At 69.4% G+C, this 18,592-nt stretch carries 25 protein-coding genes and 1 tRNA gene; 20 read left to right on the top strand and 6 right to left on the bottom strand.

Annotated features, from left to right (window positions below):
* Positions 1-179: 179 nt before the first annotated feature.
* The gene (locus ACWGJ2_RS05890; RefSeq protein ID WP_453344726.1) at positions 180-677 is read left to right on the top strand and encodes a hypothetical protein; all 498 of its coding nucleotides are present in this window, start codon (positions 180-182) and stop codon (positions 675-677) included.
* An 88-nt stretch (positions 678-765) separates the two neighbouring features.
* On the opposite strand, the gene ACWGJ2_RS05885 is transcribed toward ACWGJ2_RS05890, so the two are convergent.
* Positions 766-1,479 (bottom strand): pentapeptide repeat-containing protein, encoded by a 714-nt coding sequence (locus tag ACWGJ2_RS05885; RefSeq protein ID WP_453344725.1) that lies wholly within the window; start codon positions 1,477-1,479, stop codon positions 766-768.
* 108 nt (positions 1,480-1,587) lie between these two features.
* Between ACWGJ2_RS05885 and ACWGJ2_RS05880 the strand changes: the two genes are divergently transcribed.
* Positions 1,588-2,235, top strand: a complete 648-nt coding sequence (locus tag ACWGJ2_RS05880) for a zinc-binding dehydrogenase (RefSeq protein ID WP_453344724.1) — start codon at positions 1,588-1,590, stop codon at positions 2,233-2,235.
* Between the two features lie 42 nt (positions 2,236-2,277).
* On the opposite strand, the gene ACWGJ2_RS05875 is transcribed toward ACWGJ2_RS05880, so the two are convergent.
* Positions 2,278-2,643, bottom strand: coding sequence for a hypothetical protein (locus tag ACWGJ2_RS05875; protein WP_453344723.1), 366 nt, complete (start codon positions 2,641-2,643; stop codon positions 2,278-2,280).
* Positions 2,644-2,812: 169 nt separating this feature from the next.
* On the opposite strand from ACWGJ2_RS05875, the gene ACWGJ2_RS05870 reads away from it, so the two are divergent.
* Both ACWGJ2_RS05870 and ACWGJ2_RS05865 read left to right on the top strand, forming a co-directional pair.
* Positions 2,813-3,007 (top strand): hypothetical protein, encoded by a 195-nt coding sequence (locus ACWGJ2_RS05870; protein ID WP_453344722.1) that lies wholly within the window; start codon positions 2,813-2,815, stop codon positions 3,005-3,007.
* A 317-nt stretch (positions 3,008-3,324) separates the two neighbouring features.
* Positions 3,325-4,788 carry an FG-GAP-like repeat-containing protein gene (locus ACWGJ2_RS05865; RefSeq protein WP_453344721.1) on the top strand — a complete coding sequence of 488 codons (1,464 nt, stop codon included), beginning with the start codon at positions 3,325-3,327 and terminating at the stop codon, positions 4,786-4,788.
* Between the two features lie 122 nt (positions 4,789-4,910).
* Here the strand turns inward: ACWGJ2_RS05865 and ACWGJ2_RS05860 are convergent, their stop codons facing one another.
* From ACWGJ2_RS05860 to ACWGJ2_RS05850, 3 genes are read right to left on the bottom strand one after another with little or no spacing between them, the layout of a single operon-like run.
* Positions 4,911-5,366 (bottom strand): arsenate reductase ArsC, encoded by a 456-nt coding sequence (locus ACWGJ2_RS05860; RefSeq protein ID WP_453344720.1) that lies wholly within the window; start codon positions 5,364-5,366, stop codon positions 4,911-4,913.
* Positions 5,359-6,531, bottom strand: a complete 1,173-nt coding sequence (arsB, locus tag ACWGJ2_RS05855) for an ACR3 family arsenite efflux transporter (protein WP_453344719.1) — start codon at positions 6,529-6,531, stop codon at positions 5,359-5,361. The genes ACWGJ2_RS05860 and arsB overlap by 8 nt, the downstream gene beginning before the upstream one ends.
* On the bottom strand, positions 6,528-6,944 hold the full coding sequence (locus tag ACWGJ2_RS05850) for an ArsR/SmtB family transcription factor (RefSeq protein ID WP_453344718.1): 417 nt from the start codon (positions 6,942-6,944) through the stop codon (positions 6,528-6,530). Before ACWGJ2_RS05850 ends, arsB begins: the two co-directional genes overlap by 4 nt.
* Positions 6,945-7,024: 80 nt before the next feature.
* On the opposite strand from ACWGJ2_RS05850, the gene ACWGJ2_RS05845 reads away from it, so the two are divergent.
* From ACWGJ2_RS05845 to ACWGJ2_RS05770, 16 genes are all read left to right on the top strand, one after another.
* Positions 7,025-7,438 carry an ArsI/CadI family heavy metal resistance metalloenzyme gene (locus tag ACWGJ2_RS05845; RefSeq protein WP_453344717.1) on the top strand — a complete coding sequence of 138 codons (414 nt, stop codon included), beginning with the start codon at positions 7,025-7,027 and terminating at the stop codon, positions 7,436-7,438.
* Positions 7,439-9,015: 1,577 nt separating this feature from the next.
* Positions 9,016-9,846, top strand: a complete 831-nt coding sequence (locus ACWGJ2_RS05840) for a nuclease-related domain-containing protein (protein ID WP_453344716.1) — start codon at positions 9,016-9,018, stop codon at positions 9,844-9,846.
* A 73-nt stretch (positions 9,847-9,919) separates the two neighbouring features.
* A complete protein-coding gene (locus tag ACWGJ2_RS05835) occupies positions 9,920-10,657 on the top strand; it encodes a GntR family transcriptional regulator (RefSeq protein WP_453344715.1) in 738 nt (245 codons plus the stop codon).
* Between the two features lie 187 nt (positions 10,658-10,844).
* Complete coding sequence (locus ACWGJ2_RS05830; RefSeq protein WP_453344714.1) at positions 10,845-11,174, top strand: SCO3933 family regulatory protein; 330 nt, start codon at positions 10,845-10,847, stop codon at positions 11,172-11,174.
* Positions 11,175-11,176: 2 nt separating this feature from the next.
* Entirely contained in the window at positions 11,177-12,520 is a 1,344-nt protein-coding gene (locus ACWGJ2_RS05825; protein ID WP_453344713.1) for an FtsK/SpoIIIE domain-containing protein, read from the top strand.
* 96 nt (positions 12,521-12,616) lie between these two features.
* Entirely contained in the window at positions 12,617-12,814 is a 198-nt protein-coding gene (locus tag ACWGJ2_RS05820) for a hypothetical protein (protein ID WP_453344712.1), read from the top strand.
* 4 nt (positions 12,815-12,818) lie between these two features.
* On the top strand, positions 12,819-12,983 hold the full coding sequence (locus ACWGJ2_RS05815) for a hypothetical protein (protein ID WP_453344711.1): 165 nt from the start codon (positions 12,819-12,821) through the stop codon (positions 12,981-12,983).
* Positions 12,984-13,246: 263 nt separating this feature from the next.
* A complete protein-coding gene (locus ACWGJ2_RS05810; RefSeq protein ID WP_453344710.1) occupies positions 13,247-13,417 on the top strand; it encodes a hypothetical protein in 171 nt (56 codons plus the stop codon).
* Between the two features lie 14 nt (positions 13,418-13,431).
* On the top strand, positions 13,432-14,085 hold the full coding sequence (locus tag ACWGJ2_RS05805) for a DUF2637 domain-containing protein (protein ID WP_453344709.1): 654 nt from the start codon (positions 13,432-13,434) through the stop codon (positions 14,083-14,085).
* Between the two features lie 19 nt (positions 14,086-14,104).
* Positions 14,105-14,284, top strand: a complete 180-nt coding sequence (locus ACWGJ2_RS05800) for a hypothetical protein (protein WP_453344708.1) — start codon at positions 14,105-14,107, stop codon at positions 14,282-14,284.
* 2 nt (positions 14,285-14,286) lie between these two features.
* Entirely contained in the window at positions 14,287-14,472 is a 186-nt protein-coding gene (locus ACWGJ2_RS05795) for a mobile element transfer protein (protein WP_453344707.1), read from the top strand.
* A gap of 14 nt (positions 14,473-14,486) precedes the next feature.
* Entirely contained in the window at positions 14,487-14,858 is a 372-nt protein-coding gene (locus tag ACWGJ2_RS05790) for a hypothetical protein (RefSeq protein ID WP_453344706.1), read from the top strand.
* A 92-nt stretch (positions 14,859-14,950) separates the two neighbouring features.
* A complete protein-coding gene (locus tag ACWGJ2_RS05785) occupies positions 14,951-15,151 on the top strand; it encodes a hypothetical protein (RefSeq protein ID WP_453344705.1) in 201 nt (66 codons plus the stop codon).
* A 207-nt stretch (positions 15,152-15,358) separates the two neighbouring features.
* Positions 15,359-16,762 (top strand): replication initiator protein RepSA, encoded by a 1,404-nt coding sequence (repSA, locus tag ACWGJ2_RS05780; protein ID WP_453344704.1) that lies wholly within the window; start codon positions 15,359-15,361, stop codon positions 16,760-16,762.
* On the top strand, positions 16,759-16,965 hold the full coding sequence (locus ACWGJ2_RS05775) for an excisionase family DNA-binding protein (protein WP_453344703.1): 207 nt from the start codon (positions 16,759-16,761) through the stop codon (positions 16,963-16,965). Before repSA ends, ACWGJ2_RS05775 begins: the two co-directional genes overlap by 4 nt.
* Positions 16,962-18,200 (top strand): site-specific integrase, encoded by a 1,239-nt coding sequence (locus ACWGJ2_RS05770; protein ID WP_453344702.1) that lies wholly within the window; start codon positions 16,962-16,964, stop codon positions 18,198-18,200. The genes ACWGJ2_RS05775 and ACWGJ2_RS05770 overlap by 4 nt, the downstream gene beginning before the upstream one ends.
* 95 nt (positions 18,201-18,295) lie before the next feature.
* On the opposite strand, the gene ACWGJ2_RS05765 is transcribed toward ACWGJ2_RS05770, so the two are convergent.
* A tRNA-Thr gene (locus ACWGJ2_RS05765) sits at positions 18,296-18,369 on the bottom strand.
* Positions 18,370-18,592 lie beyond the last annotated feature (223 nt).

Raw genomic sequence — 18,592 nt, 5'->3', positions numbered from 1 at the left:
CTGTTCCTTTTCATTCGTCGCGCCCGCGTCGGAAGGCGCGAGCGAAGCAACGGTAGAGCTTGTGCGGGAGCGTTGGAAGGTTGTGCACGAATGTTCGTTTACGGGGGACGAACCGGATGAACCCCCCTGGCACCCATGGCACCCATGACCCCCCGAGCCCCCGTGACACCATCGGGAGCGTGCTCGACATCGGCTACTCCCTCTCCCGCCGCTTCCCCGACCCTCCGCAGACGGACTACCGCACAGCGGACGTACGGACGCTGCGGCACGATCTCTTCTGCGGGGACGTGTATCTCGCCGACACGAAGGCCGACGCCGAACTGTCCACAGCCTGGGGATGGCTGCCCGTGCTCGACTTCGCGTGGGCCCTGTGCGACATCGTCGAGCGCCTCGACAAGGACCCTCGGGGCAGCCGTGCGCCCGGACCCGTGCGGGCCGAGCTGGACTTCACCGAGAGCACGGACTGCCTGCTCTTCGAGCGCCGCTTCGGATGGGTGGAGATCACGGCCGACTGGTCACCGGCCGACGAGCCCCCGCTCTCCTTCCAGCACTCCACCCTGCGCAGGGAGGCCCGCGACTTCCTGCACGACCTCCTCGCCGACCTCACGGACATGCACGACGGGCTCGACGACAACCCGGTGATCTGGGACCTCCAGGCCCGCTTCCCCCGCGTCTGACCCCCGTCGGCCCGACCCGTCCCGTCGCCCCGTCCCGACAGCCCGGCCCGTCCCGTCGGCTCGACCCGACACCCCCGCCCCAGCGGCCTCACCCCTCCACCCGCACCCCCACCTGGGCGGCGAAGGCCGGGGCCAGGTCCACGAGCTGGGCCGAGCTGATCACGGCGCCCGAGAGCCGGTCGACGCCCGCGGCGATGTCCAGTTCGGCGGCATCGCGCAGATCCACGTCCTTGAGCTTCGCCTGCCCGAAGTCCACCCCTCTCACCACGCACCCCGGGAAGGCGACCCGCTCCAGCGAGGCACCCGAGAAGTCCGGCTCGATCAGGACGCAGCCCTCGAAGGTGACGTCCTTCAGCGTGGACTGCCGCAGATTCAGGAAATCGATCTTCCCGCCCCGCACCAGCACCCGCGTCAGCCGCGCCCCGTGCAGTTGGGTGCCGCCGAGCCGCGCGTCGGCCAGCTCCACGTCCCGTATCTCGGCGCGCGCCAGCCCCGTGCCGACGCCCCACACGCCCTCCGCCACCGTGTCGATGAACCGGGCCCGTTCGAGCTGGGCCTCGTCCAGCGCGCAGCGGTACAGCCCGCAGTCCAGGAAGGTGGCCCCCGCGCCGTCGGCGCCGCTCAGATCGAGATCCGTGAAGCCCACTCCGTCGTAGTCCCCGTCAGGGCTCAGCCCCGCCTCCTCGTGGGGCCGCAGCACGGGCAGGCCGATCTCCGGCCGCCTGGGTCTGCCCACCGCACGCGCCCGTGCGTCCGTCCGCGCTTCCCCGCCCGCCGTCCTCGACACCCTCGTCCTCGCCATCCCCTCATCGTGCACCCCGCCACTGACAGTCCCCCTGACCCGCGCCCGCCCCCGCACCCCTCGACTTCAACGTTCCCCGACGGGCTCTCCGAGGCCCACGCCGTTGCCATGATCGGCACCGGGCGCACCGTCATGGGCGTCGTCGAGGGCCACGAGCCGGGCCCCGGTGACACCGTCCTCGTGCTCTCGGCCGCGGGCGGCATGGGCGCGCTGCTCACCCAGTACGCGCGGCACAGGGGCGCCCGCGTCGTCGGCGCGGCGGGCGGGGCGGAGAAGGCCGCGATCGTGCGGGACCTGGGCGCCGACCTCGCTCTCGACTACGGCAGGCCGGACTGGGCCGGCCGCGTGCGCGCCGAACTGCGCGACGAACGGCCCGTCAGCCACCTCTTCGACGGCGTCGGCGGCTCCCTCGGACACGCGGCACTGGACCTCGTCGCACCCGGCGGCACCGCCTTCACCTACGGCAGTTCCTCCACCGTGTTCAGCGCGTCCGCCGCGTCCGCCGCGTCCGAACCGCCCGGGGAGGCGGGGGAGGACCGCGGCATCACGATCGTCCCCCTGGAGGGGCGGAAGATGCTGGAGCGGCGGCGCGCCCTGGAGGAGCGGGCGCTCGCGTACGCGGGGCGCGGCGTCCTCGTCCCGCTCGTCCGGACGTTCCCGCTCGACGAGACCGCGGCGGCCCATCACGCGCTCCAGAATCGCGGCACGGTCGGCAAGGTCGTCCTGCTCCCCTGGGGCCGGCGGTCCGCTACGTGATGGGGCAGTAGCCGCGAGCCGCCAGCAGCCAGCCGCGAGCCGTCAGGAGCGCACGCGCGCCGAGCCCGCGTACTTGACGGTGCCGCCTCGCTGAAGGCTGGCGACGAGGCGGATCTTGCGGTGCTCGGGGAACGAGAGGTTGCAGACCCGGGTCTGGCCCCTGCGCGGGGCCCGGCACGTCTTGCGGGCGCGGGGGTGGCGGGTGTCGTTCGCGGTCACGACGAAGGCGTAGCCGTCGGCCCTGGTGTCCCGCACCTTCAGATACTCACCGCGCGCCGACCACGCCACCTTGCCGCCACGCCACCCGGACGCCGCCACGAAGCCGCTGCTCGCGGCCCGGTCGGCGCTCGCGAACGCCGGGGCGGGCGCGGCCACCGCGACGGCCGACGTCACCGCCACAGCCGTCACGACCGTCACCACGACCGACGCGACCGACGCGACCGACGCGCGAACCCTCCGCCCGCGCCCCTGTCTCCACCCCCACCGCACGCACACCACCCCCATGCGGCGCAGCGTAACAACGCCGCGCGCTTCTCCCACCGGCGTCGCGGGCCCGGGCGAGGGGAACGCGACATTCATGGAGAACCCGAAACTGGAACTCGCGGCCAAGCGTCACCGCGAGGCGGAGGCCGCCCTGAACGCGGCCCGCGAAGACCTCCGTACCGAAGCGCTGGAAGCACTCCGTGCGGGCGCCGACCCCTCCGAGGTCGGCCGCGTCAGCGGCCTCTCCCGTGCCGACGTCCGCAAGCTCCGCAAGGAGGCGGGGAGTTGACCACGCCGTCCTGACCGCCCCGGCCGCCCCGGCCGTCCTGCGCCCGAAGTGGAGCGTGACGCTCCCCCGCCACCCCGAGGGGCATGGTGACCGTCGTCATAGTCCCCGCCCGGCCGCGTCGCGCCAGCCGCTCTGGCCTGCGCGTCCCTTACGCGCAACTTGAGTGAACCTGTTGCTCTTCGAATTCTTCTGTCGCTTCCGCAACCGTTCAGCGTCCGGACTTGTCTATGTCAGCAGTCCTTTCCGTTCCGCCTGTGGGGGCCGCAGGGGTGGCCGGATCAAAGAGGACGACCGATGCGTGAGTCTATGGAGGATTTGTGCGCAATCGAAGCAGGGGCCTGATGGCGGGCGCTGTGGGCGCCGCGGTGGTGGCGGCCGTCGCAGCCGGTGCCAACGCCGCAGGAACGGACAGCGACGGGTCGGCCCAGAACCAGCTCTCCACCGCAGCCGCCAAGGCGGCGAAGACCGCGGGCGACATCGACGGCGACGGCCACGCCGACCTCGGCGTCGGCGCGCCCGACGGCACCGCCTCCGGGAAGTCCAAGGCGGGCTACGTAGGCGTGACGTACGGCTCCGGGACCGGCGTCGACACCGCCCGGCACCTCAGCCTGACCCAGGCCAGCCCTGGCGTTCCCGGCACCCCCGAGGCCAAGGACCACTTCGGCTCTTCCGTGGTGCGCGGCGACGTGGACGGGGACGGCTACTCGGACCTGATCATCGGCGCGGACGGTGAGGCCATCGGCAGCACCAAGCAGGCCGGTTCCGTCACCGTCGTCTTCGGCTCCAAGAGCGGCCTGTCGAGCGACGCGATCGCCTTCCACTCGCCGAAGGTCACCGAGAACGCGCACTTCGGCGACAAGATCGCGGTGGGCGACTTCAACCACGACGGCCGGGCCGACATCGCCGTCTCCGACCGCGAGAAGGTCCAGCTCGTCAACGGCGCCGCGAACCTGCGGGACACCGCCACCCCGAAGATGGCCGCCGTGACCCCGCCCGGCGGCGGCGTCAGCATCGGGCACCTGGCCTCCGGCGACATCAACGGCGACGGCTTCGCCGACCTCGTCAGCGTCGCGTCCCAGGACTCCCCCTCGGACGAGGGCACGCTCGGGGTGCTGCCCGGCTCGTCGACGGGCATCAAGAGCACCCCGCTGGGCAAGACCGTCTCGCTGTGGTTCGGCCAGTACCGCGCCGTCGTGGGCGACATCAACGGCGACGGCAAGGACGACGTCGTCACGGACACCGGCTTCTCGGACGGCCCGACCGAGCAGAAGCTGCGCACCTACCCCGGCACCGCCGGCGGCATGGACACCGCCAACCCGGTGGACTGGAAGGGTCCGGAGCAGGAGGGCGAGGCCTCCCGCCTCGCCGACATCAACGGTGACGGCCACGACGACCTCGTCGTCGGCAACACCGCCGCCGAGGCGCCCGGTGGCTACAACAACGCCGGTGAGATCAGCGTCTTCAAGGGCAGCGAGAACTGGCTGACCGACGAGGGTTCCCAGACCTTCTCCCTCGACACCGAGGGCGTCCCCGGTGAGATGGAGGGCAACGACCACTTCGGCGAGTCCGTCTCTCCGGCCGACTACAACGGCGACGGCAAGCCCGACCTCGCCGTCGGCGCGCCGAGCAAGGGCGAGGGCTCCGGCGCGGTGGCTCTCCTGTACGCGGGCGCCGACGGCCTGACCGCCGAGGGCTCAGCCCTCTTCGGCCCGGACGACCTCGGCTCCCCGGCGACGGACGCCGCGTTCGGCCAGGAGCTGTCGGCTCCGGCGACGAACTAACACGGGTGCTGGTGCTGGTGCCGGTACTGGCACCAGCACCAGCACCGGCATCACGCGCTGGACCGTACGGTCCCGTCGCCCCCGTACGCGGGGCAGCGGGACCGTTCTGGTGCGCGGCGCTGTCAGGCGCGAGGCTGCTCGGTCCCGGTCTCGACGCCCCCGGTCTCGACGCCGAGTTCGGTGAGCAGGTCGCGGACGTGCCGCTCGATCTCGTCGCGGATCGGCCTGACGGCCCGGACGCCTTGCCCGGCGGGGTCCGCCAGGGACCAGTCGAGATACCGCTTGCCGGGGAAGACGGGGCAGGCGTCGCCGCACCCCATGGTCACCACCACGTCGGAAGCGTGCACCGCGTCCGTGGTGAGCACTTTCGGACGGGCGTGTGCGAGGTCGATCCCCGCCTCGCCCATGGCCTCCACCACGGCCGGGTTGACCTGGTCGGCGGGGGCGGAACCGGCCGAGCGGACCTCGACCCGGTCACCCGCGAGGTCGGCGAGAAAGGCGGCGGCCATCTGGGAGCGTCCGGCGTTGTGCACGCACACGAACAGGACGGACGGCTTCGTGGGCACTGAGTCAGGCACGTACGGAATCCTTGTCGGGAGGGGGCGGCACGGCGTCGACGTCCGCGTCGGCGCTGGAGCTGGGGCCGTCGCTCGACGCGGGGAAGAAGCGACGGCTGGCCAGCGCCACGTAGACGAGGCCGATGAGGACGGGCACCTCGATGAGGGGGCCGACGACTCCCGCGAGGGCCTGGCCGCTGGTGGCGCCGAAAGTGGCGATGGCGACGGCGATGGCCAGCTCGAAGTTGTTGCCCGCCGCGGTGAAGGCCAGCGTCGTGGCCTTCGGGTAGTCCAGCCCCACCGCTCGGCCCAGGGCCATGGACCCGGCCCACATGAGCGCGAAGTAGACCAGCAGGGGCAGCGCGATCCGGACGACGTCCAGGGGCTTGGAAGTGATCGCCTCCCCTTGCAGCGCGAAGAGGACGACGATGGTGAACAGCAGCCCGTACAGCGCGAAAGGGCCGATGCGCGGGATCAGCTTGGCCTCGTACCAGTCGCGTCCCCTGGCCTTCTCGCCCAGGCGCCGGGTCGCGAATCCGGCCGCGAGCGGGATGCCGAGGAAGATCAGCACGCTGCGGGCGATCTCCCACACCGACACCTCCAGCGCGGCCTGTTCCAGACCGAGCCAGCCGGGCAGCACGCTCAGGTAGAACCAGCCCAGCGCGGCGAACGCGAACACCTGGAAGACGCTGTTGAGCGCGACGAGTACGGCGGCGGCCTCGCGGTTCCCGCAGGCCAGGTCGTTCCAGATGATGACCATGGCGATACAGCGCGCGAGGCCGACGATGATCAGCCCGGTGCGGTATTCGGGCAGGTCCGGCAGGAAGAGCCACGCGAGGGCGAACATCACGGCCGGGCCGAGCACCCAGTTCAGCAGCAGGGAGGGCAGCAGGAGCCGCCGGTCGCGGGTGACGGACTCCAGCCGGTCGTAGCGGACCTTGGCCAGGACCGGATACATCATTACCAGCAGGCCCAGCGCGATCGGCAGCGATACGCCGGTGACGGTCACCTTCGCGAGCGCGTCCCCCAGGCCCGGCACGGCGCGTCCCAGGCCCAGACCGGCCGCCATCGCCGCCAGGATCCACACGGCCAGCCACCGGTCGAGGAAGGACAGCTTCCCGGCCACCGCCCCGTCACCGTCGACGGACGCCTTGGACGGCACCTTGGCCGACGCCTTGGCGCTCATGAGGGGGTGCCCGTGCGCTGGGGCAGCGGGGTGCCCGAGGCGTGCGGCGGCGGGGTGCCCGCGGGGCGGGTGAGGATGCCCGCGAGGCGGTCGGTCATCTCGGGGAGAAGCCAGTAGTACACCCACGTGCCGCGCCGCTCACAGTCGATGAGTCCGGCCTGCCGCAGCAGCTTGAGGTGGTGGGAGATCGTCGGCTGGGACAGATCGAAGGCCGGGGTCAGTTCGCAGACGCAGATCTCCCCGCCCGCCCGGGACGCGATCATCGACAGCAGCCGCAGCCGGATCGGATCCCCCAGGGCCTTGAACACCTTCGCCAGCTCCGTGGCCTGGTCCTCGCCCAGCGGGGCCGTCAGCAGCGCCGGGCAGCAGCCTTCGACGTCCTGGCCGAGCACCTCAAGCTCTTGTTTCGACATGCCTCTATGTTGACGTTCTTCGATACAAGGCGCAAGCTAGGCATCGAAGGACATCAATACAGCCTGTTTGGAGGCTCGTCATGTCACGCGTACAGCTCGCCCTGAACGTCGCGGACCTGGAAGGATCGGTGGTCTTCTACTCCAAGCTCTTCGGCGTCGAACCGGCCAAGCGCCGCCCCGGCTACGCGAACTTCATCGTCGACGAGCCACCACTGAAGCTCGTCCTGATCAAGGGCGCGGAAGGCCAGGACACCCGCCTGGACCACCTCGGGGTGGAGGTCGAGGAGACCTCCCAGGTCACCGCCGCCACCGAGCGCCTCAAGAACGCCGGCCTGGCCACCTTCGAGGAGAACGACACCACCTGCTGCTACGCGCTCCAGGACAAGGTCTGGGTCCACGGCCCCGGCAAGGAACCCTGGGAGATCTACACCGTCAAGTCCGACGCCCCACCCACCCCGTCGACCCCCACCCCGTCGACCTGCTGCGGAACCTGACGGCGGTGCCGCGTTCGCCGGCATCGGCGCTGTTGAGGGGGCGCCATGGCACTGGCCCGCGAGGGATCACGACGGATCACCGTCGACGGCACGGCCTACCGCTGGCGGCTGAGAGACAGGCCGACGTACCCCAGGGGCCGGCCTGGTCGCCGTGCACCTTCGCGGTTGAGCACGCGGACACCCCGGGAACGCCCCTCGTGGTCACCACCAACCAGCCGCACACCAAGCACGGACTCGGCGCCGACGCCGAGCCCGTGCTGCCGCCCGATGTCACCACGGCTGTCCGGCCCACCTTGCGAAACGCCTGAACCCCATCGACTCCGAGCCCCACTCCCCACCTCACCCAGCCCACCGGCTCCTCCCCCGGCCCTTGAACGGCACGAAAGAGGCCCCGTCCCACTCCGGGTACGGGGCCTCTGACCTGCGGAGCCGCCTGTCGGATTCGAACCGACGACCTTCTGTTTACAAGCTCTACAGAGATCGGCTGAAAGTGGTTGATCCAGTCACAGCGGGACCGGGAAAGGTCATAGCTGGTCGTTGCCGGTTGCCGGGGTTGCTGTACTTCGCTGCTGTACGGGGCTTGACGGCGTGAGGCTGGTGGAGCGGCTTTGGGCGGGAGCTGCCTTGGGGCGAGAGATCGGGGCTCGTAAGCTTGCCGCGACTCGGGCAGTCTCCTGACCTGCCCGCAATAGCCCGAAGTGAGCCCCGATCTTAGAGGCTCGCCCCAAGGTGGCTGCCTAAAGCCGTGGAACCGGCCGCCCCCACCACCCACCCTCCCTACCCCTGACCCCCCGCACCCCGCCCCGCTCCTTGCGGGAGCTCCCAGCGTGGGCAGTGCCCCCCCCGGGTTCGGGCCTTGGTGCGGCCGGTCGGCGCACCCTTCGGTCTCCTGGTCGCGGCTGTGCGGGATCTCGGTGGGCGTCTCGGCGGTGATGTCGGCAGGCAAGGGGAATCGCTGATCGTTCCGGGGGTGTTCTTGGGCGGGGCACAGCGTGTAGCAATCACCTCGTGGCAGCTTCGGTGCCGCAGGGCCGGGGCCGGGGCGGCGCGGGCCGAAGGCAGGAGCGCAGCCCCGAGCCCCGAGCACAGCGGCGGCCCGCACGGCGGGCCGGTGGGGTGTGATCTGTAGCGGCGGATGTCAAAGCCGGTGGCCCGACCTCGCCGGATGCGCGCAAGAGCGAGAGCACCCCGGGCCAGTCCGCAAGGCGAGAGCCACAAGGCACCCCCAAGCCCGAAGGGCCCCGGCTACGCGCCGCCCACCGGTAGGCGCCCAGAGTCGCCCACCCTCCCCGCCCTGCGGCCCTGTGCTTCCAAGGGAACGTCTCCCAGGCGCTCGGTCGCCCCCGGCCCTGGACGAAGGGCGGAAGCCTCCCCTGCGGGAGCTCCCGAAGGAACCCCACCCCGCCCCTCCCCGCGAGCGCAGCGAGCCTTGATGAAGTAGAGAAACTCCTAACAGCGCTCCTCGCTTCCGGCTCGCTCCGACTCCAGTGGCGAACTGCGGAAAAGTGCCCTTGTAGGACCTCGAAGGGGCTGCTCGTATGGCGCTCTGACACTTACAGAAACTCGGAGGTGCGAGCGTGAGTGAGTTCCGGGTATCGCCCTGGAAACGATGGGGCCATGATCGGCTCTACGTCGTTCTGCCAGATGACACTAACGTGGCCTATTACGACAGGAAGACCGGACAGCTCACGGTCTTGGTCGACGGATACCGCGATGCGGCCCTTGAGGCCCTTGCCCCGTACTTGACCTCGCCTCGTCCCTCTGCCATGACGCCGCGCGTCGATCCGCTGAACTCTGGCAACGATCTCGCCACGAACCGCCCCGGTGACGGGGTACGGGAAAAACTCGCCACTGAGGCCCCCGGAAAGCTAGTGAGGCTCCTCGCGAAACTGCTGCGACGCCCTACCGAATGGGACTCCTGGGAGAGCGGCCTCAAAGGAGAGGTTCGGGTCGGCCGAGAGCTGCAACGGCTCACTTCTCACGGATGGCGCGTCCTGCACTCGATTCCGCTGCCGAACGGCGTGGACATCGATCATTTACTGATAGGCCCCGGTGGCGTCTTCACCATCAACACTAAGCGGCACCCTGACGGGCACGTCTGGGTGGGCGATCACGTAGTGAAGATCAATCATGGTGAGTCGCGGCACTATCAGCGCAAGGCGCGGGCCGAAGCCGAGCGTGCCCGAAAGGTGTTGGAACCTCGGTGCGCCTTCTCCGTGCCGGTGGAGCCGATGCTGGTCTTCGTCGCCGTAGCTCGCCTTCACAAGGAGCCGACCTTGCTTGACGTCCGGGTGTACGAGGACAGGCAAGTGCCGTCTCTGCGTTCCCTGAGCGGAGTGTTGACCGCAGCGCAGATTGAGAAGATCTACGACGTGGCCCGCGATCGACGGAACTGGCCTTCCGCCTGAGCCCTCCTGGCTCGCTGCCCTCAGCCATGTCCTTTAGGGTGGAAGCACCCTAGGGAGCATCGGAGGACGATCAATGGCTGAGACAGCCCAGCAGATCGCTGATGACCTACGGGCGCGGATTGACTCCGGGGAGTTCGCTCCTGGGAAACGCCTTCCTGGTGAGCCTGCGCTCGTGCGTCAGTACGGCGTGGCCAAGATGACGGCCAACAGCGCGTTGAAGATCTTGGTTGCGGAAGGAATCGCACAGGCGCGTACCGGGTCGGGCACCTACGTCCGCGAGTTCAAGCCCGTGATCCGTGACGCGGTGAAGCGGCTGGCTCAGTCACAGTGGGGTTCGGGAACTTCCATCTGGTCCGCCGACATCGAAGACCGGCCGTTGGACGTCGTGGACGTCGAGGTGGACGAGATCGAAGCCCCCGCGTGGGTCGCCCGCGCCCTGGAACTAGACGAGGGCAGTGCCGTGATCCGCCGTAGTCGCCGGTTCCTGGTCGAAGGTGAGCCGATCCAGTCGGCGGTCTCCTACCTGCCTGCCGACCTGGTGCGCGACACGCCCATCGCCCAGCCGGATTCCGGGCCTGGCGGAACCTTCAAGCGACTGGAGGAGATCGGCAGCGCCCCCAAGCGGTTCGAGGAGGACTTGCGCGCGCGCATGCCGAGCGCAGAAGAGGCTGAGAAGCTTCACCTGCCCGCCGCGACGCCCGTGCTGGAGGTCTACCGCACGGCCTTCACCAGCGACGGACGCCCGGTTGAGATTAATCGGATGCTGCTCGACGCAGGCGCGTACGTGATGAGGTACCGCTTCGAAAGTTGATCCACTGATCCGTGACAGGCCCGCTTCGGCGGGCTTTTTTTCATGCCTAAAGGACGGAAGGGGTTGACCTCCCTAGGGACATTCGCTTCAATCTCCCTAGGGAGGAAAACTTCTCCTGCAAGAGCGGGCGACGCTCTACCGCCAAGTGGATGCGTCGCCCCTGGTTCCCTCGAAGGGGAGTTTCAGCATGCCGTCCTTCAAGATCGATCTTTCGACCGCGATCGTGTTCGTGGCGACTGCGCCGGAACCGAAGATGGTGAACAAGAAGACAGGTGAGCGGGCCACGGACCGGGAGACTGGCGATGGTCTGTCCACGGTGGGTCTGCTGGTCTCGGACGAGGGTGAGGGCAATCTCTACCAGGTGACCGTGCCGGACTCGGGTCTCCCCTCGGGTCTGACTCCGGGTACGCCGGTCGCGGTGACGGGGTTGAAGGCTCGGGACTGGGAGAACGAGTTCAACGGGCAGAAGCGGCACGGCATCGCCTTCCGCGCGGTCGCGATCACTGCGGCGGCCTGATCATGGCGGACCTGGTGACGGCTGTTGAGGTCGCGTCGGCTGCCGCTGGTGTCGGCGGGCTCGGCTACGCGAAGGTACGGGCCCCGCGCGTGTACTGGTCGCTGGTGGGACTTCCGCTGACGTACGGGCGGTTCACGGTGACTTACCGGTCCACGATGGAGGTGTGCGGTTTGACCGTGCAGCCCTCGGGACTGCGGGCGCTGGTGACCCGGAACCTCGCGCGTCGTGAGGTGCGGCCGATCTCTCCGAAGGTGCGTCGTGTGCGGCCAACCTTGACCGGGCTGCGGGTTTCACTGCGGCTTCCGGCCGGTCTGGAACCGGCGGATGTGGTGGCGGCTTCGGAACGGCTGCGACATGCCTGGGGTGTGCGCTCGGTGACCGTGGTCGAGTCCCGCCCGGGTGTGGTGGAACTGCGGATGACCGGCTATGACGTGCTGAGGCGGGTTCGTATGCCGCGTCGGGTGCGTAAGCCGGGCCCCATGGTGGTCCCGGTCGCGCTGCGGGAGGACGGCACCGTGTTCTGCCGCGACTACCGGCAGGTGCCGCATGGCCTCACGCTGGGGGCGAACCAGTCGGGTAAGTCGGTGTATCAGCGCAACCTGATCGCCGCTCTGGCCCGTATCCCGGTCGGCCTGGTGGGTATCGACTGCAAGCGTGGTGTCGAGCAGACCCGATACGCCCCGCGTTTGTCGGCTCTGGCGACGACCCCGGCCACCGCCGTTGACCTGCTGGATTCCCTGGTCGCGGAGATGGAAGAGCGCTTCGACCTGCTGAACGCTCACCGCGTCTCGGACCTGTGGGAACTCCCCGACGAGGCACGGCCTGTCCCTCTGGTGGTGTTGATCGATGAGGTGGCGGAACTGTTCCTCGTCGCCAACAAGAAGGACGAAGAACGCCGGGATCGGATGGTGCAGCAGCTCGTGCGGCTCGGGCAGATGGCCCGTGCGATCGGGATCTATCTGGAGGTGTGCGGGCAGCGCTTCGGCTCCGAGCTGGGCAGGGGCGCCACCATGCTTCGCGCGCAGCTCACCGCCCGTGTCGTGCACCGCGTCAACGATCTCCAGACGGCTGAGATGGGGCTTAAGGATATTGCCCCGGACGCGCTCCAGGCCGTGACCACGATCCCGCCTGACCGGCCCGGGGTGGCCGTGGCCGGTGACACCTCCGGCGGCTGGTCCCGCATCCGCACCCCGCGCATGACCACGGGTGAAGCCGTGGCGGTCTGCCGCCAGTTCGCGCACCTGACCCCGGAACCGGCCTTCCTCGCCCCGTTCCGCCCCGTGGTCCCGACCAGCCCCGGCCCGGACGACGGCCCGGCCCCGGCCCTGGTCCCAGCCACCGACTGACACCCCGCTGATCCACGGTCGGTGCGACCGCCTTCGCGCCATGTCCCTACCCGAGCCATGCCCGAAACATGATCCACATCGAAAGGAAGACAGACCATGAAGCGTCGCGAGACCCCCAAGGACGACGAACAGCGCACCTTGCGTCTGCTGGACCAGGTGGACAACGCCTTCGAAGGCGACCCGTCAGCGACGTTCGAGCCCGACACGTTCGAGTCGGTGGTCCTGCACGGCGTCGCCAACGACCCGCGTCGGCCGTACCCGCCCGCCGGTCACGACTTCCCCAGCAAGGGATGACGTCATGACTGCCGCGAAGCGCACATCGCAGAAGTGCCCGGCGTGCAAGGGCTCTGGAGAGGTCGCCGTTCGGGTCACGGTCGGCGCCCGCCGTAAGCGCACCACCGATCACCAACAGGCCGGTATCTGCCTGACCTGTATGGGCTCCGGCGAGAAGGCCACCGAATGACGCGGTCTGCGTCCACGCCGCAGGGTGAGTGTCCGCAGTGCTGGCGTCACGCGCACGACCCCGAGGTGCACAGGGGACTGCGGGGCGACTGTCCGCAATGCGTGGACCACATGGTGAACGGCTGCCCCGGCTTCAACCGCCACTGACTTCGCAATATCCGCCTGACCTGCATGGACTCCAGTGAAGCCCTCGATCGATTTCCGTCCCGGGGCCGGACGTGGTTCTTGCCCGATTCCGGCCCCGCTTCGAAGGAGGTAGCGGCCATGAAAGTCCGCATGATCATCACTCTTGATCTCGACGCCGACGCCTGGGCCACCGAGTACGGCGTGAGCAGGGAAGAGGTTCGCGCCGATGTGAAGAGCTACATCGCGACCGCACTTCAAGACTGCCATCTGTCTCTAGACCAGCTCGTTCGTGAGGTGACCTGGAAGTGATCTCACATCGCTCCATGAGTCTGCCGCGTCCGGACGCCGTATTCGTACAGGCCGTGATCGCCGGTGCCCTGTCCTTCGCCCACCTGCACGATCTGGCCGCCGCTGCCGGACAGGACGGCTGGAAAGCCTGGGCCTACCCGATCAGCGTGGACCTGCTGCTGGTCGCCGCCTGGCACCGCCTGCGCTCCGGTCGCGACCGGGCGGGCGCATGGTGCTGGTTCCTGGTGGCCCTGACCGCCTCGCTCGGCGCCAACATCGCCACAGCCGGACTCCTCGATCTGAACGACGTTCCGGCCTGGCTGCGCATTCTCGTCGCCGGATGGCCCGCTCTCGCCTTCCTGGGCGGCACCCTCCTGGCTCACACCGCAGCCACCCGGCCGACCCCGGAACCGGTTCCGGCGCCGACCGCGCACGCGCACGTGCCGAAGCCCGAAACAGCGCCCCCACCGACTCCTGAGCGCGAGGAACTCCCAGCGCCCGAACCGGCACCGGTGGCCGAACCGGCACCGGCTCCGCCCGGTGTGCCTCCGGCGCTGGTGGATCACGCCCGGAAGCTCGACAGCGACCACCGCGACCGCACCGGTACCCCGATCGACACAGCCACGTTGCGGGCCCGGCTCGGTGTCTCCGAACCGCTGGCCCGCACCATCGCCGCCCAACTCGCCTGACCAGCAAAGGAGGCTCGCCATGTCCAAGCCGAACAGCACACGCACAGACCTGTTAGCCGCCGCACGGGAAGAGAGGAAGGCCGGAAATTCGGGCCTGGCCTCACTCCTCGCGGAGGAAGCCGAGTACCTGCCCAGCACGCCCGCCGACAACCGGCGCGTCGCCGCCGACTTCCCCGGTGGCCGACGCAAGGAGAAGTGACCATGCCGCGTCCCAACCGCTTCCACGACCTCATCAAGATTGGCCCGGTACAGGTCGGCACCTACCACGACCGGCGGGGCCGCACGAAGCACACCGCCGCGTGCACCGCCCCCGGCTGCGGCTTCTCCGCCGACTACATCGACCGTTCCGGCGCCGAACTCGCCGCTCGAACCCACCGCTGCTCTTGAACGGAGAACCTGTCATGCACCTGCCTGACGAACAGCTCCGCGCCGGACACATCCCCGCCGACCTCTACCAGCGGATGCCCCTCGGCACCGACCTGCGGAAGGTCGTGATCGTGCAGGAAGCACCCCGCTCCTACCGGGGCCCGATCCTGCTGACGCTGGCCATCACCGCCGGAACCGTGCTCGTGCTGATCGTGGCCGCGTACGTGGTGCAGATCATCGCCGCCTCCATCGTCGCGGTGCTCTCCGCGAGCTGCGGCATCGGCTACACCCTCAACCGCGCCAACCGGCCCAAGGGACGCCAGCTCACCGCCCGTTCGTCTCCTCGGCGCGCCAAGCGCCCACCCGCCCGTACCCGGCCCAAGCGGGCCCGGCCGTATCGCAAGTAGCGGCCTCCGGGGCGGCTCCAACCGCCAAGTTCTCACCGCCCCGGACGCCTGAGCCCATCCGAATCCACCGATCCGAAGGGACACCACCCATCATGACCCAGCCCACCCCTGCCCGCGTCCGGAACTGCCGGGACTGCGACGGCTTCTCCCGCGTCGCCATAACCACCGGTACCCGCAACCGGGACGGCTCACGACGCACGACCACCGCCACGTGCGCTGGCTGCGGCGGCTCGGGAATTGCCCCGCGCGTGCTCACCACCACCCCGCACACCTCCCGGACGGAGGTGCGGTGATGGGCCTCTTCAGCCGCAAGGACGATGACTACATCGGACGGGCAATCGACCGGGCCAAGGAAGACGCCGCCGACTCCCGGCGTACCAAAGAAGCCCACCAGAGGCACGACAGCGGCCCCTTCCCCACCCGGAAAGATCGCGGGACGGGCAAGTCCTCGTCTGGCCCCTCCTCTCGTGACGCGAACAGGCCGCAGGGGAGGCGCCGCCGTGGTTGACGTTGCCACCCTGGCGGGCCTGGACCCGGACACCCTCGCTGACGCGCTGAGGGTGACCGGGGCCCCTGGCTTCGACCGCTGGCAAGACCAGATCCGCCGCACCGGCGGCTGCGCCGACCCCGTTCATCTGACTGGCGCCACAGTCACCCGGGACCGGGCCACCGGCGAGATCCTGCACACCTACAGCACCGGCAGCGAGCCCGGCGGACGCTTGCGCATCGCCTGCGGCAACCGCCGTGCCTCGCGCTGCCCCTCCTGCGCCTGGACCTACGCCGGAGACACCTTCCACCTCATCCGCGCCGGACTCACCGGCGACCCCGGCAAGGGCACCCCGAAGACGGTGCGCGACCACCCCCGCGTGTTCGCAACGCTGACGGCCCCGTCGTTCGGCCCCGTCCACAACCGGCCCGGCAACCGCCCCTGCCGCTGCGGCACCCGGCATGCGGAGGACGCCCCTGTCCTCGGAACCCCGATCGACCCGGACAGCTACGACTACGCCGGGGCCGTGCTGTGGAACAACTACGCCTCGCAGCTTTGGCAGCGCTTCACGATTTATCTGCGCCGCGAGATCGCCAAACGAGCGGGCCTCACGCAGACGGCCGTCCGGCAGGTCTCGCGGGTCTCCTTCGGCAAGGTCGCTGAATACCAGAAGCGCGGGGCTGTGCACTTCCATGCCGTCATCCGCCTTGACGGACCGGAAGGGCCGGATTCCGCGCCCCCGCACTGGGCCACCCTCGTTCTCCTGGAAGCCGCGATCCGGGCCGCAGCCGCCCGTGTCGTGGTCACTGTGGACGCTGCCCCCGAGTACGGGCAGCCTGCCCGGTCGCTGCGCTGGGGTGACCAGCTCGACGTGCAGCCCATCGGCGCCTTTGGTCACGGTGAAGACCTCACCGAAGCGGCCGTTGCCTCCTACGTGGCCAAGTACGCCACCAAGGCAGCCGAGACCACCGGCACCGCCGACCGGCCCATCGGCAGCAAGGACGCCGTGGCCCTGCTCGGCATCCCCGACCACCCGGCCCGGCTGATCACCGCATGCCTTGACCTCCACCCCGTCTACCCCGACCGCCGACTACGCGAGTGGGCACACATGCTCGGCTTCCGGGGTCACTTCTCCACCAAGTCCCGCCGCTACTCCACCACCCTTGGCGCCCTGCGCCAGACCCGCGCCGACTACCGCGCAGCCCAACACCGTGCAGCCCTCGGCCTCCCCGACCCCGGCGACGCCCCGGAAGAAGCAACGACCCTCACGCTCGCCCACTGGACCTACGCCGGACACGGCCACACCCCCGGCGAATCCTGGCTCGCCGCCACCATCGCCCGCGAGATCGCCACCAACCGCGAACTAGCCCGCGAGGTACTAGCCGATCTACCCGAATGGGAGGAAGCCGCAGCATGACTACAACCGTGATCACTCCGAAGTGGCACACAACAGCGGAGGTTGCGGCCATGCTCGGCTTCGGCCTGTCGAAGACCAAGATGCTGGTTCTCACTGGAGAGATCCGCTCCGTGAAGATCGGCCGTAACCGGCGCATCTTGCCGGAATGGGTGGATGACTACGTTCGTCGGGTCACCTCTGAAGCTGAGGGGGTGTCAGCATGAGCGGCAAGCGGGGCAACGGCGAAGGCTCCATCTACCCGTACCGCAACAACAGCTTCGCCGCCTACGTCTGGGTCACCACCCCGGACGGGAAGCGCAAGCGCAAGTACGTCTACGGCAAGACCCGCACCGAGGTCCACGACAAGTGGCTCAAGCTCCACGCCGAGGCGAAGAAGGGACCGGTCGCCACCCGATACCGCACGGTCGCGGCCTTCCTGGACTATTGGCTGACCTCGGTCGTTAAGCCCAACCTCGCGCCGCTGACGTACGTCGCGTACGAGGGCGCCGCACGCCTTTACATCGCGCCGCACCTGGGCACGAAGCGGCTCGACAAGCTCACCGTCCGGGACGTGCGCGAGTGGCTGACGAAACTGGCCGACACCTGTCAGTGCTGCGCCCAGCGCAAGGACGCCAAGCGTCGGCCCGAACGTCAGCGGTGCTGCGCCAAGGGCGAGTGCTGCGAGCAGTACCCCAGCGGACGCGTCATTCAGATCGCCCGCGACACGCTCCGTGCTGCGCTGAGCCAAGCAGTCCTAGAGGAGGAGATCCCCCGGAATGTCGCCAAGCTCGTGCGGGTCCCCAAGCCTCGGCGCCGGAAGGTCAAGGCGTGGTCCGTCGGTGAGGCGAGCCGCTTCCTGGAACACGCCGTCACGTCCGACGACCCGCTGTACGCCGCCTGGGTCCTGGCCCTGACGCTCGGCCTGCGTCGCGGGGAGATCTTGGGGCTTACGTGGGGCTCGATCGACTTCGACGCGGGCGAGCTGTACATCGACCACCAGCTACAGCGGGCAGGCCGCGAAGTCCTCCACCGCGAGACGAAGACGGAGGACTCGGAGGACTTCCTACCCCTACCTGATCTCTGCCTGGCTGCACTCTGGCAACGCCGCCAGCAGCAGAAGGCGGACCGGGAAGCGGCCGGTGAGCTGTGGCAGGACGTACACGGGCTGATCTTCACCACTCGCTACGGGACCCCGATCGAGCCCGGCAACCTCACCCGCGCCTTCGCCGTAAGGATCAAGCAAGCCGCCGTACGCGCGATCCCGCTCCGGAACACCCGGCACACCACGGGCAAGCTCCTCGTCGCGCTCAAGGTGCATCCCAAGGTCGCGCAGAGGATCTTGCGGCACTCCAAGTTCACGATGACCTTCGACGTGTACTCGGAGGCGAGTGACGAAGAGATCCGCGACGCGCTGCAACGGCTCTCCAAGGGCTTCGGGCCCAGCTCGGAAGCCTCGTAGCGGCCCGTAGCGATCACCACGGTTGCTGTACTCCGCTGCTGTACGGCACACCAGAGGCCCGCCCCGGACTCCCGGAGCGGGCCTCTGGCCTGCGGAGCCGCCTGTCGGATTCGAACCGACGACCTTCTGTTTACAAGACAGATGCTCTAACCAGCTGAGCTAAGGCGGCATGCGTGCCCGTGCAGTGTACCCACCCAGCACCCGCACCCCGCGAGCCCGTTCCCCGGAGAGCCGCGCCGCGCCGGCTCCCCCGGCCCCTCCCGGAGGGAGTTCGCGCAGAAGTACTGACAAGGGGTGGTGGCGCGGGTTAGCGTCACCGCAGTTCGCGGCAGTGGACTACACCTTCTGAGGTCGCCCCTCCGCCGCGGACCACCTCCCTTTACGACGGATCG

This window comes from Streptomyces sp. NPDC054796 (genome assembly GCF_053611545.1).
Note: the sequence above shows the minus strand (reverse complement) of the source record. Positions and strands in the feature narration are given on the sequence as shown.

Coding starts and splice junctions, on each gene's coding strand:
- ACWGJ2_RS05885 (WP_453344725.1), bottom strand. CDS start 1,479: ATGGCGAGGACGAGGGTGTCGAGGACGGCGGGCGGGGAAGCGCGGACG.
- ACWGJ2_RS05880 (WP_453344724.1), top strand. CDS start 1,588: ATGATCGGCACCGGGCGCACCGTCATGGGCGTCGTCGAGGGCCACGAG.
- ACWGJ2_RS05870 (WP_453344722.1), top strand. CDS start 2,813: ATGGAGAACCCGAAACTGGAACTCGCGGCCAAGCGTCACCGCGAGGCG.
- arsB (WP_453344719.1), bottom strand. CDS start 6,531: ATGAGCGCCAAGGCGTCGGCCAAGGTGCCGTCCAAGGCGTCCGTCGAC.
- ACWGJ2_RS05850 (WP_453344718.1), bottom strand. CDS start 6,944: ATGTCGAAACAAGAGCTTGAGGTGCTCGGCCAGGACGTCGAAGGCTGC.
- ACWGJ2_RS05845 (WP_453344717.1), top strand. CDS start 7,025: ATGTCACGCGTACAGCTCGCCCTGAACGTCGCGGACCTGGAAGGATCG.
- ACWGJ2_RS05835 (WP_453344715.1), top strand. CDS start 9,920: ATGGCTGAGACAGCCCAGCAGATCGCTGATGACCTACGGGCGCGGATT.
- ACWGJ2_RS05830 (WP_453344714.1), top strand. CDS start 10,845: ATGCCGTCCTTCAAGATCGATCTTTCGACCGCGATCGTGTTCGTGGCG.
- ACWGJ2_RS05825 (WP_453344713.1), top strand. CDS start 11,177: ATGGCGGACCTGGTGACGGCTGTTGAGGTCGCGTCGGCTGCCGCTGGT.
- ACWGJ2_RS05820 (WP_453344712.1), top strand. CDS start 12,617: ATGAAGCGTCGCGAGACCCCCAAGGACGACGAACAGCGCACCTTGCGT.
- ACWGJ2_RS05815 (WP_453344711.1), top strand. CDS start 12,819: ATGACTGCCGCGAAGCGCACATCGCAGAAGTGCCCGGCGTGCAAGGGC.
- ACWGJ2_RS05810 (WP_453344710.1), top strand. CDS start 13,247: ATGAAAGTCCGCATGATCATCACTCTTGATCTCGACGCCGACGCCTGG.
- ACWGJ2_RS05805 (WP_453344709.1), top strand. CDS start 13,432: ATGAGTCTGCCGCGTCCGGACGCCGTATTCGTACAGGCCGTGATCGCC.
- ACWGJ2_RS05800 (WP_453344708.1), top strand. CDS start 14,105: ATGTCCAAGCCGAACAGCACACGCACAGACCTGTTAGCCGCCGCACGG.
- ACWGJ2_RS05795 (WP_453344707.1), top strand. CDS start 14,287: ATGCCGCGTCCCAACCGCTTCCACGACCTCATCAAGATTGGCCCGGTA.
- ACWGJ2_RS05790 (WP_453344706.1), top strand. CDS start 14,487: ATGCACCTGCCTGACGAACAGCTCCGCGCCGGACACATCCCCGCCGAC.
- ACWGJ2_RS05785 (WP_453344705.1), top strand. CDS start 14,951: ATGACCCAGCCCACCCCTGCCCGCGTCCGGAACTGCCGGGACTGCGAC.
- ACWGJ2_RS05775 (WP_453344703.1), top strand. CDS start 16,759: ATGACTACAACCGTGATCACTCCGAAGTGGCACACAACAGCGGAGGTT.
- ACWGJ2_RS05770 (WP_453344702.1), top strand. CDS start 16,962: ATGAGCGGCAAGCGGGGCAACGGCGAAGGCTCCATCTACCCGTACCGC.